This window comes from Zobellia sp. 1_MG-2023, assembly GCF_030549125.1.
GTDB classification, from domain to species: Bacteria; Bacteroidota; Bacteroidia; order Flavobacteriales; family Flavobacteriaceae; genus Zobellia; species Zobellia russellii.
On record NZ_JAUOSY010000007.1, the window covers coordinates 179,019 to 193,297 of the forward strand.

Annotated in this window: 13 protein-coding genes; 2 read left to right on the forward strand and 11 right to left on the reverse strand. The window is 38.1% G+C overall.

The annotated features are described in order from the left end of the window. Nucleotide 1: 1 nt before the first annotated feature. The 7 genes from Q4597_RS15255 to recR form a co-directional block, all read right to left on the reverse strand. Complete coding sequence (locus tag Q4597_RS15255) at nt 2–1,252, reverse strand: competence/damage-inducible protein A (protein WP_303406933.1); 1,251 nt, start codon at nt 1,250–1,252, stop codon at nt 2–4. Continuing rightward, nucleotides 1,252–1,590, reverse strand: coding sequence for an Hpt domain-containing protein (locus Q4597_RS15260; protein WP_215441013.1), 339 nt, complete (start codon nt 1,588–1,590; stop codon nt 1,252–1,254). Before Q4597_RS15260 ends, Q4597_RS15255 begins: the two co-directional genes overlap by 1 nt. Then, nucleotides 1,590–2,201 (reverse strand): fumarylacetoacetate hydrolase family protein, encoded by a 612-nt coding sequence (locus tag Q4597_RS15265; RefSeq protein WP_303406935.1) that lies wholly within the window; start codon nt 2,199–2,201, stop codon nt 1,590–1,592. The genes Q4597_RS15260 and Q4597_RS15265 overlap by 1 nt, the downstream gene beginning before the upstream one ends. A gap of 17 nt (nt 2,202–2,218) precedes the next feature. Then, nucleotides 2,219–2,995: a 3'-5' exonuclease gene (locus tag Q4597_RS15270; protein ID WP_215912450.1), complete on the reverse strand. Its 777-nt coding sequence runs from the start codon at nt 2,993–2,995 to the stop codon at nt 2,219–2,221. Nucleotides 2,996–3,083: 88 nt separating this feature from the next. Next, nucleotides 3,084–4,280 (reverse strand): hypothetical protein, encoded by a 1,197-nt coding sequence (locus Q4597_RS15275; RefSeq protein ID WP_303406938.1) that lies wholly within the window; start codon nt 4,278–4,280, stop codon nt 3,084–3,086. A 244-nt stretch (nt 4,281–4,524) separates the two neighbouring features. Further along, nucleotides 4,525–5,889, reverse strand: a complete 1,365-nt coding sequence (locus Q4597_RS15280) for a dihydrolipoamide acetyltransferase family protein (RefSeq protein WP_303406940.1) — start codon at nt 5,887–5,889, stop codon at nt 4,525–4,527. 81 nt (nt 5,890–5,970) lie between these two features. Then, nucleotides 5,971–6,591, reverse strand: a complete 621-nt coding sequence (gene recR, locus Q4597_RS15285; protein WP_289040933.1) for a recombination mediator RecR — start codon at nt 6,589–6,591, stop codon at nt 5,971–5,973. 57 nt (nt 6,592–6,648) lie between these two features. Between recR and Q4597_RS15290 the strand changes: the two genes are divergently transcribed. After that, nucleotides 6,649–8,127, forward strand: coding sequence for a sodium:solute symporter (locus tag Q4597_RS15290; RefSeq protein WP_303406941.1), 1,479 nt, complete (start codon nt 6,649–6,651; stop codon nt 8,125–8,127). Nucleotides 8,128–8,189: 62 nt separating this feature from the next. Here the strand turns inward: Q4597_RS15290 and Q4597_RS15295 are convergent, their stop codons facing one another. From Q4597_RS15295 to Q4597_RS15310, 4 genes are all read right to left on the reverse strand, one after another. Continuing rightward, complete coding sequence (locus tag Q4597_RS15295) at nt 8,190–8,549, reverse strand: CoA-binding protein (RefSeq protein WP_215441021.1); 360 nt, start codon at nt 8,547–8,549, stop codon at nt 8,190–8,192. 209 nt (nt 8,550–8,758) lie between these two features. Continuing rightward, entirely contained in the window at nt 8,759–9,766 is a 1,008-nt protein-coding gene (locus Q4597_RS15300) for a 3-oxoacyl-ACP synthase III family protein (protein ID WP_303406942.1), read from the reverse strand. A gap of 109 nt (nt 9,767–9,875) precedes the next feature. Then, nucleotides 9,876–11,186, reverse strand: a complete 1,311-nt coding sequence (locus Q4597_RS15305) for an AarF/ABC1/UbiB kinase family protein (RefSeq protein ID WP_303406943.1) — start codon at nt 11,184–11,186, stop codon at nt 9,876–9,878. Between the two features lie 38 nt (nt 11,187–11,224). Then, complete coding sequence (locus Q4597_RS15310; RefSeq protein ID WP_303406945.1) at nt 11,225–11,884, reverse strand: TetR family transcriptional regulator C-terminal domain-containing protein; 660 nt, start codon at nt 11,882–11,884, stop codon at nt 11,225–11,227. A gap of 427 nt (nt 11,885–12,311) precedes the next feature. On the opposite strand from Q4597_RS15310, the gene htpG reads away from it, so the two are divergent. After that, complete coding sequence (htpG, locus tag Q4597_RS15315) at nt 12,312–14,204, forward strand: molecular chaperone HtpG (protein ID WP_303406948.1); 1,893 nt, start codon at nt 12,312–12,314, stop codon at nt 14,202–14,204. Nucleotides 14,205–14,279: the final 75 nt, after the last annotated feature.

A 14,279-nucleotide genomic window follows, 5' to 3' on the forward strand; every position in this document is an offset into this window, starting at 1 on the left:
TTCAGATTTTTGAAATTTCTTTTTGCAACAGCTCCAAAGCCTTGTTAACGGACTTCTCTACAATGCGTTCTCTATGGCTTCCCATATTAAACTTATGGGCATAAACTCCGTTTGGTGTTGCAATGCCTATAAAGACCGTTCCGATCTCCGCATCCGAATCTCCTTTTGTAGGACCGGCATTACCTGTAGTGGCTATAGCATAATGCGTTTTGAACAGGTGTTTAACGTTTTCTGCCATTTCCTTAGCTACTTCTGCACTCACTACAGAGTAAGTTGTTACAACGTCCCTTGGCACTTTAAGCACGTTTATCTTCGCATCTGTGGCATAGCTCACCACACTACCCTGAAAGTAAGCTGACGCTCCTGGCAAGGCTGTTAGTTGCTCTGCAATTTTTCCTCCGGTAAAACTTTCGGCCGTAGAAAGGGTCAATCCTTTTTCCGTACATAATTTGGCCACAACTTGTTCCAAGGTTTCCTCATCCTCAGTGCCGTACATAATATCACCGATCAACGGATTTAATTTTTGTACCTCGGCATCAACGGCATCCTCAAGCGCTTTCTTATCCGGACCTTTAGCGGTCAATCGTAACCTTACTTTACCCAAACTGGGTAGATATGCCAATCGTATGGAAGCAGGTAAGTTATTTTCCCAATCTTCTATTTTATCCGCAATAGAACTTTCGCCCAGACCATAGGTAACCACTGTTCTATGCAAAATATAAGGACGCTTAAATTCTGAAATGATTTTAGGAATTACCTTATCCGTTATTAAATTCTTCATCTCATAGGGCACTCCCGGCAACGAAACAAAGGCTACACCATCTTCTTGGATCCACATGCCAGGAGCCGTACCAAAGGCATTGTGCAAAACCGTGGCCTTAGAAGGAACCAAAGCTTGTTTTCTGTTGATATCCGATATGGGCGTAGTGGTAATATACTTCCTAAAAAGTTCTTCTACATGTGCCAAAACACTTGCATTTTCTACCAAGGTGTCATTAAAAAACTCACATAGCGTGTGCTTTGTAATATCATCTTTGGTAGGGCCAAGCCCTCCGGTTATGATAACAACTTGAACCCTCTTTTTGGCGTCTTCCAACGCCTGAAGAATATGCTCCCTATCATCTTGAATTGAAGTAATCTGGTAGACAGATACCCCAATTTTATTAAGTTCTTTGGAGATAAAAACGGAATTGGTATCAACAATCTGACCTATTAGAATCTCATCGCCAATGGTAATGATTTCAGCAAGCATTAGATGTTGAAATCTTTTTTAAGCTCGGCCACTACTTGGTCTATGTCTTTTTTCAACAAGGGAAAAACCACTTGTATCTCGGACATATTGGCTTCAGCTTTTCCCAACGTTTCAATCTGTAAGGCAGCGGCACGCGTCTGTTCCATACCCAACAAATCTACATTAGGTTTAATTTTATGAGCTAATTTGTAAACCTGGTCATGGTTTTGCTCATTTAGGGCAGCTTCTAGATCTTCTAAATCCTGCGGCACCTCTTCTAAAAATACAGAGATAACAGAGTTGATGAAATCCTCATCTCCTTCTGCCATTTCATTGATTTTATCAAGACTGTAAATCATTATTTTACTTTTAAATGAAAAAGTTCACGACCCTCCAGAATACCTGAAAGGTAGTCATTTGCTTCAATTCTACCAACACCGGCCGGTGTACCCGTAAAAATTACATCGCCTTTTTTTAACATAAAAAACCGGGAAACATACGACACCAGCTCATCTATCTTCCAGAGCATGAGACCGGTATTCCCTTTTTGCACTTCACTTTCGTTCTTCAACAAAGAGAAATTTAAATTGTTTAAATCTTTCAAATTTGTTTTCGGAAGCCACTCCCCTATGACCGCTGAACCATCAAAACCCTTTGCTTTTTCCCACGGCAAACCTTTCTCTTTGAGCTTTGATTGTAAATCTCTAGCGGTAAAATCTATTCCCAAACCAACTTCGTCATAATAGGTATGGGCAAATTTTTCATTAATGTGCTTCCCTACTTTTTTAATCTTGACCAATACCTCTACTTCATAGTGTATGTCATTGGAAAATTCAGGAATATAGAAATCCTGTTCTTTGGGTAGAATTGCGGAATCCGGTTTAATAAACACTACAGGTTCATCTGGTCTTTCATTGGCCAATTCCTCTATATGTTCAGTATAATTTCTACCGATACAGATAATTTTCATGGAAACCCTCTTAGTTTTTAACCTAGCTTATTGTTCAGCTGACTTAATTTAACTTGTGTCAGCACTTTTTTTGTATATAGCGGAAAATCTGCATTAAGAATCCACCCGAAATAGCCAGGTTCTTTTTCCAATACATCCAGAACCTTTCTTCCTTTGTGTTTACCAAAGGCAAAAATTTCAACACCATCCTCATCATATCCTAAAAAGCCTGCAAAATCCGCAAACTGCCTATGGGTAGAAAATTCGGCCAGCTTCTTTACATTGTTCTCCAGTTCCGGGTACCTATCCAATTGGGACAATAATACCTCGTAAGTAGCCAATGTATCCGCTTCAGCACTATGGGCATCGGTAAGGTCTTTATCACAATAAAACTTGTATGCTGCCGCTAGGGTACGCTTTTCCATCTTATGAAATATAGTCTGTACATCTATGGAGACCATACTCTTCATATCAAAGTCTAGCTCTGCCCTTAACATTTCTTCGGCCAACAGAGGAATATCAAAACGGTCTGAATTAAACCCTCCTAAATCGCAGTCTTTAATCATGGCGTAGATGGTCCGGGAAAGGTCTTTAAAAGTTGGCTCATTGGCCACTTTTTCATTTGAAATACCATGAATAGCAACCACCTCTTCCGGGATTTCCATTTCCGGATTTACCAACCAGGTTTTACTTTCCTTATTCCCGTTAGGGTATACTTTTAAAACAGATATTTCTACAATCCGGTCTTTGGCAACGTTAGTTCCCGTAGTTTCCAAATCAAAAAAACAAATGGGACGCGTAAGATTAAGTTCCATGTTTTTAGCAATTTTTTTTAAACAAAGATAACCTTTAACAAGGTTCAAGAAAACATATCCATACTTTTCTTAATAAAGAAAAATAGCACTACAACCTAGTATTTATAACATTATTAAAAGCGGAACCAAAAGTATAGCTAAGACCAACACTAAGGCTGGTCTCAAAATCAGTAGCAATCTGTTTTTGCTGCAGCAATACATCCTCTAGAGATGCATCTCCTCCCGGCAGGTTGATTTGATCCCTTATAATCTCGAACCTGCCCGAAAACCGTGCCGCTAAACCTTTTAACAATCGCACTGAAAAACTTCCGTTCAACTGAATTCTATTTTTGGCAAAATCATTCAAAAAAGTAGACCCCCTTAGCCGTGCATAAACGTTACCCCAAGGCTGACGATACCTTATCTGTACATCTAATGAATGATTAAAAACACCTTCCGTTTCTTTATTAAAAATGGTCGGTTCTATATAATCATTATGAAAGTAGCCTATTTTATATGCAAAAACGATTTCTCTACGGAGCACTTCTTTGTACGAGTAGATATTGTATTCTATGGCCGGGGTTGCGTAATATTTAAAGTCAAGATTCGTAAAGGTGTTATGTTGCACACCTCCAAAAATACCGGCAGACCAATGGTCCGATAGACTGGCAACGATACTACCATCCGCAGAATACCTAAAACGTTCACTGGTAAACGTTTCCTCATTCCTAACAAATTCTTTATTGGCCTGATTGAGTTCAACATCCGTACGAATCCGTAATTTTTCCGTTACATGATCACTTTGAAAGCCCAACTCATATTCAAACTCTTTACGACTAGATTCCCTTTTAAGCTTGGCTTCCCCATAAACTTCAAAAATCCAATTGTTCCAAGGATCCCTAAAATCTACCTCCTGAATCTCACCAAGTCCTTCTTTATTGACCGTGTACGTAATATTCTCCGCTAAATCCGATTCCAAAACATATTGAAGAAGTCCGGATTGTACTTTCTTTAAAAGTCCCTTGCGCACCTCATCATCCGTCATGCTGGCGGTACTATCGTAAGTAAGTTTTCCAAAAATATCCTTATAATCCTCTACACCCTCAAACTCCAACATATAGGTACGTCCTCCGCTACCATTGGCAATATCGTAAATAAAGAGTTTAACATTGGCCTGTGCCTGATCACGAACGTGATTTACATAGTTTATTTCTTGCCTTAGATAATTCTTTTCGCAATTACAATCTATATAAAGTTTTAGGGGTGCTTTTTCTTCTTGATCTACACTTGCCTCTTGCGCAAACATAAGAACAGGAGTCAAAAATAAAAGGAAAAGGAACGAATCTAAAATTCGTATTGGGAACGTTTTGAAATCTGGTATTGGCATTGTTGGTTTGGCGACCTGATGGTTATTTATCTATCGCATGAAAATAAGACTATTAATCTATTTATGGTGAAAGCCCAATGAAAAACCGAAATAAATTATGGATTTAAAACAAATACGCTTTTTAAGTTAGAATGCCTTAACAAAATAGTGTTGTCTCCAAATCTTACACTTCACGGTCCATATCCCAAGCTTCCAAATAATCTGCCACTGCTTTTGCGAACATACTACCTAAAGCTCCATTTACCACCCTGTGGTCATAACTATGGGAAAGATACATTTTGCTTCGTATACCTATAAAATCTCCTTCCGGAGTTTCTATAACGGATGGAATTTTTCGGATAGCACCCAATGCCAATATACCCACTTGAGGCTGGTTAATGATCGGGGTGCCAAAAACACTGCCAAACGTACCCACGTTGGTAACGGTATAGGTACCGTTTTGAACTTCGTCCGGTTTTAGTTTGTTCTCCCTTGACCTAGCTGCCAAGTCGTTTACCACCTTGGCCATTCCCACTAAATTCAATTGATCCGCATTTTTTATCACGGGAACAATAAGGTTCCCATCCGGAAGGGCGGCAGCCATACCTATGTTTATATTTTTCTTTTTAATTACCGCATCACCATCCAAAGAAATATTCATTAAAGGGTATTTCTTAAGCGCCTTTGCAACGGCTTCCATGAAAATTGGGGTAAACGTAAGCTTCTCTCCTTCTCTCTTTTCAAAAGCGTTCTTTACCTTGTTCCTCCAATTCACAATTTTTGTAACGTCTACCTCTATAAAGCTTTGAACGTGAGCAGAAGTAGATACACTGCTGACCATATGCTTAGCAATAAGTTTGCCCATTCTGGACAACGGAATAACCTCGCCATCTTCTATCTGTTTTACATCTGAACCATTGGCCATACCAACATCCGAAGTAATTTGACCTGCATTGGAGGACACCGCTTGTTTTGGAGCAGGAGCAGGAGCTACAGGTTGCTGGGTCTTTGCTTTTTTGCCATTTTCAAGATAGGCCAGAATATCATTTTTGGTAACCCGCCCCTCATTGCCCGTACCTTCTATGGTATCAAGCTCAGCAATAGAAATACCTTCTTGCTTGGCAATATTTTTCACCAAAGGCGAATAAAAACGGTCAGAATCCGATTTTTGGACCTGATGCACAGGAGCACTTACCGTTTCTTTGGCCACTTTTACAGTTTCCTCTACCAAAGCAGCAGACTCTTCGGTGGCTTTAGATGCTTCAACCGGAGCGGTAGATGTCTTGGTCTGGGCCACTTCAACAGATTGTTCCGTTTCAATGATAGCCACGGTATCCCCTACTTTTATTACATCATCTATATCATAAAGCTTCTCCACCAAAACACCTTCAACCTCACTGGGAACCTCAGAATCTACTTTGTCCGTCGCTATTTCAAAAACAGGCTCGTCCAACTCAATAGTATCCCCAATTTCCTTTAACCAAGTGGTTAGAGTTGCTTCTGCAACACTTTCACCCATTCTCGGTAATTTCAGTTCAAACTTTGACATATTCTTATTTTATTCTGCTTTTAAGCTAATTTGGTCGCAAAAATACCAAAAAAAACGCCTATTTATTAAACTTACTATATTTTAATTCGCTTTCAATGAGCCCTCAAACGGAATTCGGTTTAAAATACTCCGTCCTAGAGTAACCTCATCTGCATATTCCAACTCGTCCCCCACGGCTATTCCCCTGGCAATGGTAGATGTATTAATATCCAAGCCATTCAATTGCTTATAAATATAAAAATTGGTGGTATCGCCTTCCATGGTGGAGCTCAACGCAAAAATAAACTCTTTGACCTCTCCTTTTTTTGCCTTGTCTACCAAAGATCCAATGGTTAAATCCTGCGGGCCAATTCCTTCCATTGGCGATATTTTACCTCCAAGAACGTGATACAACCCTTTATATTGGCTCGTATTTTCAATGGCCATCACATCTCTAATATCTTCAACCACGCAGACCAAACTTCTATCCCGTTTGGGATTGGCGCAAATTTCGCATATAGCCACATCCGAAATATTATGACAGTTCTCACAAAACTTTATCTCGCTACGCAAATCCAACAACGCATTAGAGAGCCTGTCTGTCTGTTCCTTAGGCTGCTTTAGTAAATGAAGTACCAAACGAAGTGCCGTTCGTTTACCGATACCCGGCAACTGCGACATTTCGTATACGGCATTTTCTAGAAGTTTAGATGAAAAATCCATAGACACAAAATTACGTACTATTTTTACTTTTTGTACTTTGGTTTGAAATTTTATTACATGACCGCCACCCACATCCTGATCTTAATAGGTGCTTATTTTCTCCTGCTTTTATTGATATCCTATTTTACGGGAAAAAATGACTCTAACGTTGATTTTTTTAAAGCGGGGAAATCATCGCCTTGGTACTTGGTTGCTTTTGGTATGGTGGGCGCTTCGCTTTCCGGTGTAACATTTATATCAGTACCGGGTTGGGTAGAGGCCTCGGAATTTAGTTACATGCAGGTGGTTTTTGGTTATCTGGCGGGCTATTTTGTAATCGCCTTTATCTTGCTTCCCATCTATTATCAGCTGAATGTAACCTCTATATACGAGTATCTTAAAAAGCGATTTGGAACCGTAAGCTATAAAGTGGGTGCCATATCTTTCTTTATTTCCAGGGTTTTAGGCGCCGCTTTCAGACTTTTCTTAGTAGCCATTGTTTTGCAGCAGTTTGTTTTTGACGAATTAGGTGTTCCCTTTGAAATTACAGTAGTTCTCTCTATTTTACTAATCTGGATCTATACTTTTAGAGGTGGCATAAAAACTATTGTCTGGACAGATACGTTGCAAACCGCCTTTATGCTCCTATCCGTTGGATTGAGCATCTACTTCATTAACCAAAAACTAGACTGGAGTTTTTCGGAATTCCTGGCATCCGAAGAACTAAAACAATACAACAAAGTACTATTTACCGATAGTTTTTTTAACAAGAACCACTTTCTAAAGTCTTTTCTTGGCGGTATGTTCATTACCATTTGCATGACAGGGTTAGACCAGGATATGATGCAAAAGAACCTTACCTGTAAATCTCTTAAGGATGCACAAAAGAATATGGTTTCCTTTAGCGTGGTATTAGTAATCGTAAATTTTGTTTTTCTTTTACTAGGTGCGCTTTTGTTCATATATGCCACTAAGTTTAATATTGCAACGCCATTAATGGACGGCCAAGCAAAACCGGATCTGTTATTCCCAGAAATAGCACTTAACAGTGGTCTGGGCATGGTAATTGCCATTACCTTTATGCTAGGTTTAATAGCAGCGGCCTACAGTAGTGCGGATAGTGCGCTAACCTCTCTGACCACTTCTTTTTGCGTAGATTTTCTCAGCATTGATGAAAAGGCCGAAAAAGACCAGAATAGAATTAGGAAAACCACTCACATTGGCATGAGCATCTTGCTCATAGTAACAGTTATTGCATTCAAATATATTCTGGACAGAAATGTTATTGATGGCCTATTGACAGTTGCCACCTATACCTATGGACCTTTACTAGGTCTTTTTACCTTTGGTATATTCACCAAATACGCCGTAAAAGACGGTTATGTGTGGATTATAGCGCTGTTATCCGTACTTTGTATTGTAGCGCTGGCCAATCTTCCTGTTGAATATTTGGGCGGCTACAAAGTAGGTTATGAACTACTCCCCTTAAATGGCTTATTAACATTTATGGGATTGTATGCTATTCGTAATAAGGGCAGTCAAGAAATAACAAATTGAGAAGAAAGCTTTAAAACGTTAAAGTTTTATGCGAAAAAACCTACATGTTTTTCATCGATCTATTAATATTGACCTGTAGCTAACAAAACCAAGGTGCAAGCCACGACCGCTTCAATCCCTTTGGATTCCAGTAATTTGTAAAATTCAGGGTTTTCAGTGCCCGGATTAAATATTACACGTTTCGGATTTATTTGTAAGATTTTGTCGATATATTCAGGCTGACGTGCTGGACCTATATACAAAGTAACGGTATGAATGTTTTGAAATTCATTTAAATTGGTCTTTATTTGTATATCCCTGATTTTACCTTCGCGTAAACCGAATGCTTCAGTTTTGATGCTATGGTCTAAAAGCCGATTAACCGCTAGATTGCTATATCGATTCGTTTTTAGAGAAGCTCCGAATACAAGGGTATTTTTCATATGTTAAATATGATGTTAAAGTTCTTTAAGGATGTAACTTTTTAGTAAAACATACGTCTATTATAAAAGTCGTTCTAAAAAGTGTAAACTTTCAAAAAATATTGGTCGGTGATAAAGCTATATGTTTATAGTTAATGGTTAGTGTTTAGTATAGCAGAATCAACGACAGAAACCCCGATGGAGACATCGGGGTTTTGTGTTTTATAAGCTTACCATTTTATAATAGCACTACCCCAAGTAAAACCGCTACCGAACGCGGCAAGAACCACAAGGTCTCCTTCTTTTATCTTACCGTTTTCCCAAGCTTCCGTAAGCGCTATAGGGATAGACGCTGCCGTGGTATTACCGTATTTCATAATGTTGTTGAAAACCTGATCATCTCCTAAACCAAACTTTTTCTGTATAAACTGGGAAATTCTCAAGTTAGCCTGATGGGGCACCAACATATTAATATCCGAAGGTGTTAAATCATTAGCCTTTAAACCCTCCATAATTACCTCACTAAAACGGACTACTGCATTTTTAAATACAAACTGCCCGTTCATGTACGGAAAGTAAGACTCATCATTAGGGTCGTTCTCATCAATAATATCCGTAACCCAACGTTTGCCCATACCCGGAGCTATTAAGGACAACTCCTCAGCATGCTGGCCTTCACTGTGCAAATGTGTAGAAAGAACCCCTTTTGAGGTATCTTCTTCCCTACTTACAACCGCTGCTCCAGCTCCATCTCCGAATATTACGGACACAGATCTACCTCTGGTAGTCATATCAAGGCCATGGGAATGTAACTCAGAACCAATTACAAGAATATTCTTGTACATACCGCTTTTGATATACTGATCTGCAACACTAAGCGCATATATAAAACCGGAACATTGGTTTCTTACGTCTAAGGCCCCAACCGTTTTGATCCCAAGGTCTCTTTGAACCAAAACGCCCGGCCCAGGAAAATAGTAATCAGGACTGAGCGTCGCAAAGACGATAAAATCTATATCATCCTTATCTATACCTGCACGTTCTATAGCTATTTTTGCAGCCTTTACGCCCATGGTTGTTGTAGTATCACCACCCTTTACGACATGTCTTCTTTCTTTGATACCCGTTCGTTCTTGGATCCATTCATCATTGGTATCCATTACCTTGGCCAAATCATCATTGGTCACTACGTTTTCGGGCACAAAGTATCCAAGTCCCGTAATTTTTGAATTATACATAGAAGGTTTTTTTTAATTTAAAAAGCTAAAGCTTTAAACCAGGGTGCAAATTAACCCGTAAATTTCTAAGATAAGCAAAATTAATAGGATGAATTTAACCTTATGCTATTTATTGAAGGTATTGCTTATAGCTATTTACATCAATTTTTGCCCTAAGGTCATGAAGTAAATTGTAGAGCCCAAAGAATGTCCTGTTCATATACAGAAAGTGCTTAGATCCTCTGTTTCCGTTCATTTTACGAATCTGACTATCCTTGGAATAACGCTCACTTAAATCTGCTATTTTCTCCCAGAAATGATTAGAACCAAAGTCAAAACTAGTTTCATGAAAAGGCGAAGTAAAAAGTGTGAGCATTTCTTTGAATAGCGCTTTAAAGAATTTGAGCTCTTCGGGCGAATCGGTTTCCGTTAATATTTCCAACTCATACAGTTTCGCCATAAAAACTGCGTCGTTTTCAATATTTTCTTTTTGGGCCAATTCAAAATAAGGCACATAAAACTCGTTGGGTACCTCTTTAATACAGCCAAAATCTATGGCAATCAACGTATTTTGCTCACTTACCAAAAAATTTCCGGGATGAGGATCAGCATGAACCCTTCTTAGACCATGAATTTGGAACATATAAAAATCCCAAAGGGTCTGCCCCAATTTATTACCTATTTCCTGACTAAATTTTTTATTGGTAAACTCGCTCAGATGTTGGCCATACATCCAATCCATTGTAATAATACGCTCACTTGAAAGCTCCTCATAATATTTGGGAAATTCTAAGTTTTTAATCCCTGAACAACTTTTAGTAATACTAATACTCTGCTCTATTTCTAAAAAATAATTGGTCTCTTCTATGAGCTTATCTTCTACTTCTTTAAAATATTTATCAGAGTCTTTTCCCTGTAGGTTAAACATTTTTATAGCAATGGGCTTTACCAATGCCAGATCGCTAGAAATACTTTCCGCAACACCCGGGTATTGAATCTTTACCGCCAATTCCTTACCGTCTTTTGTTGCCTTATGCACTTGGCCTATACTAGCGGCATTTATACTATCCTTTTCAAAAGTATCGAACAGCTCCTCTGGATATTTGCCCAAATATTTTTTAAATGTTTTACGTACCAAGGGAGCAGAAAGTGGTGGTACAGAAAACTGTGAGAGCGAAAACTTGTCTACATACGCCTTGGGGAGTATATTTTTCTCCATACTAAGCATTTGAGCCACTTTTAGGGCACTACCCTTTAAGCTCTTAAGTCCGTCATAAATATCCTCCGCATTGTTTTCGTTCAGTTCGTTTTTATCCATTTCAGGATACACCAACTTTTTACTATAATATTTTACATAATTGCCCCCAATTTTAACACCTGTTTTTACCAGTTTTCCTGCCCTTTCTATTTTACCTGTAGGTATACTATCAATTGTTTTCATATCGTCTCTTTTGGAAAAGTGAGTATGCTATCAGTTGGCTACGGAAATGTTTCCTTATAAAGAAATTTACCGAAGTCAAGAATGTTTTCAAGTGGGGTATTATCAAAAATATCAAACACGGTATGTATAGATTTCTCTATGGCTACATCGGTTTTTTCAAATCCGGGAGAAGTATCGTCCATCCAAAATTTCAACAAGAATAAAAATTGCAACCATGCTCCTTCCGAAAACACTTGGGGATTATATTTTGTAATTTTAAGATTCTTGTTAGCATTGGCATCATTAATAAGTTCTGCCGCAAAAGATTTAACATGCTTGCGCAGCCCTTTTAGTTGTCCAAGATTTTTTAAAGGACTATTATGTTCTTTTAAAGCGAATAGAACATAACTACGGTTAAGGGTGAGCATTTCAAAAAATGTATAGAAAAAAGTAAGCATCTTATCCTTATTTGAAAAGTTATTATACGCTTCATTTTTGAGAATAAGAGCTTCTGTGTTTGTATAGAATTTGTTCCATATTTCCTTTTGCAAACTCTCTACAGAACCAAAAAATCTATAAAAATCGGCCTCCGATAATTTATTTTGTTTACAAAATTTATAAATGGATTTAGGTACGCTCTCATGCTCTAGAACATAATCCATATACATAGAGATTATACTATCTTCCGTTACCTTACTTGCTTTAGATTTTGCCACCATTTTACAACAATTTAGTTATTTAAAATTACGCCTAAGAGCGCGCATTCGTTGTTAAGGGAATACCAATTTTATCACAAAAGACAAAAACGTGCCTTCAGATGAAAGCACGTTTTAAAAACAACCTAACCAATAAATGATTATAAACGTGATATTGATCGAAAATTTTCCCTTTCACAGCAATCTTCATCACATCTTCCTCAAAGATAATAAATGTTTAACTAAAATAAAAATTAATTAAACAAAATTACAAACCGCAACCATTCCGTCATACGAACGTGTCAGTTTGTCACAGTCTCTCTGTATGGTATTTTTTTTGACAAACAGCAAACAGGTGTACATCACCTATGTTTTTCTATGCCGAAGAATGAAAAAATAGTATTAAACAAAGTTTAAGCATTAGCGCGAACATTTCTAAAATTTATAATTTATGGCTACAGGTAAAATCAATGTTTCAGTAGAGAACATTTTTCCGCTGATTAAGAAATTTTTGTACAGTGACCACGAAATCTTTTTAAGAGAGCTTATTTCCAATGCAACGGATGCTACTTTAAAGCTAAAGCACCTTACTTCCATAGGCGAAGCCAAAGTTGAATATGGCAACCCTATGATCGAGGTAAAAGTAGATAAAGAAGGAAAAAAAATTCACGTGATTGACCAAGGTATCGGTATGACCGAAGACGAGGTTAAAAAGTATATTAACGAACTTGCCTTTTCCGGTGCGGAAGAATTCTTGAACAAGTATGAGGACGGAGCCAAAGAGTCCGGCATTATAGGTCATTTTGGTCTTGGTTTCTATTCTGCCTTTATGGTTGCAGATAAGGTACAGATCAGTACCAGAAGCTTTAAGGAAGATGCAGTACCGGTATTATGGAGCTGTGACGGCTCTCCAAATTTTACATTGGAACCAGGTGATCGCCAAGAACGCGGTACAGAGATTATTCTTCATATTGCCGAAGATTCTATTGAGTTTTTAGAAGACAACCGTATTAGCGAGCTTCTGAACAAGTATAACAAGTTCATGCCAATTCCAATTAAATTTGGAATGAAGACAGAGACGCTTCCTAAGCCAGAAGATGCCAAAGAAGAAGATCCAGCACCTACTCAAGAAGTAGATAATATTATTAACAACCCTACCCCTGCCTGGACCAAACAACCGGCAGATTTAGAAGATCAAGATTACAAGAATTTCTACAGGGAACTGTATCCAATGCAGTTTGAGGAACCTTTGTTCCACATTCACCTAAACGTAGACTACCCGTTTAATCTTACCGGTATACTTTATTTTCCAAAGTTGACCAATGATCTTAACGTTCAAAAAGACCGCATTCAACTGTACCAAAACCAAGTTTTTGTAACGGATAATGTAGAAGGTATTGTTCCTGAATTTTTAACCATGTTGCGTGGTGTAATTGATTCTCCGGATATTCCTTTGAATGTTTCCAGATCATACCTACAAGCAGATGGTGCCGTAAAGAAAATTTCTTCGTACATCACGAGAAAGGTTGCAGATAAATTAAACTCACTGTTCAAGAACAGTAGAGAGGATTTTGAGCAAAAGTGGAACGATATTAAAATCGTTATTGAATACGGAATGCTAAGCGAAGATAAATTCTTTGACAAAGCAGACAAATTTGCACTCTACCCTACCGTAGACGGCAGCTACTTTACTTTTGAGGAACTTCAAGAAAAAATAAAGGAAAACCAAACGGATAAGGATGACAAACTTGTTATTCTTTATGCTTCCGATAAAGTTTCGCAGCATAGTTATATTGAAGCTGCAAAAGCTAAAGGTTATGAAGTTTTGCTGATGGATTCGCCAATTATTGGTCACTTAATGCAAAAACTGGAAACCTCTAAAGAGAAGATTTCTTTTGCCCGTGTAGATGCGGATCATTTGGATAACTTGATTAAAAAAGAGGACACTCAGATTTCTAAATTATCCGATGAGGAAAAGGAAACCCTTAAAAAGAATCTTGAAGAAGCCATTACGGACAAGAGCTATACCGTTCAACTAGAAGCCATGGATAGTGATGCCTCTCCGTTTATCATTACCGAGCCTGAATTTATGCGTCGTATGAAAGAGATGCAACAGACTGGAGGTGGTGGCGGTATGTTTGGTATGGGCTCAATGCCTGACATGTATAACCTTATCGTAAATACAAATCACGAGCTGGTAGGTGAAATATTGAACACCAAAACCGCAAAAAAACGTGAACGATTAATTAGTCAATCTATTGACTTGGCCCGTCTTTCAAAAGGTCTGTTGAAAGGGGAAGAATTAACCAATTTTATAAAACGTAGCTACGAGATGGTGAAGTAGCACTTAATAAATAAACTTACAAAACGCCCAGTTGCATAACTTTGCAATTGGGCGTTTTTTCTTGTTAAAATTCAT

Coding starts and splice junctions, on each gene's coding strand:
- Q4597_RS15255 (WP_303406933.1), bottom strand. CDS start 1,252: ATGCTTGCTGAAATCATTACCATTGGCGATGAGATTCTAATAGGTCAG.
- Q4597_RS15260 (WP_215441013.1), bottom strand. CDS start 1,590: ATGATTTACAGTCTTGATAAAATCAATGAAATGGCAGAAGGAGATGAG.
- Q4597_RS15265 (WP_303406935.1), bottom strand. CDS start 2,201: ATGAAAATTATCTGTATCGGTAGAAATTATACTGAACATATAGAGGAA.
- Q4597_RS15270 (WP_215912450.1), bottom strand. CDS start 2,995: ATGGAACTTAATCTTACGCGTCCCATTTGTTTTTTTGATTTGGAAACT.
- Q4597_RS15275 (WP_303406938.1), bottom strand. CDS start 4,280: ATGTTTGCGCAAGAGGCAAGTGTAGATCAAGAAGAAAAAGCACCCCTA.
- Q4597_RS15280 (WP_303406940.1), bottom strand. CDS start 5,889: ATGTCAAAGTTTGAACTGAAATTACCGAGAATGGGTGAAAGTGTTGCA.
- recR (WP_289040933.1), bottom strand. CDS start 6,591: ATGGATTTTTCATCTAAACTTCTAGAAAATGCCGTATACGAAATGTCG.
- Q4597_RS15290 (WP_303406941.1), top strand. CDS start 6,649: ATGACCGCCACCCACATCCTGATCTTAATAGGTGCTTATTTTCTCCTG.
- Q4597_RS15295 (WP_215441021.1), bottom strand. CDS start 8,549: ATGAAAAATACCCTTGTATTCGGAGCTTCTCTAAAAACGAATCGATAT.
- Q4597_RS15300 (WP_303406942.1), bottom strand. CDS start 9,766: ATGTATAATTCAAAAATTACGGGACTTGGATACTTTGTGCCCGAAAAC.
- Q4597_RS15305 (WP_303406943.1), bottom strand. CDS start 11,186: ATGAAAACAATTGATAGTATACCTACAGGTAAAATAGAAAGGGCAGGA.
- Q4597_RS15310 (WP_303406945.1), bottom strand. CDS start 11,884: ATGGTGGCAAAATCTAAAGCAAGTAAGGTAACGGAAGATAGTATAATC.
- htpG (WP_303406948.1), top strand. CDS start 12,312: ATGGCTACAGGTAAAATCAATGTTTCAGTAGAGAACATTTTTCCGCTG.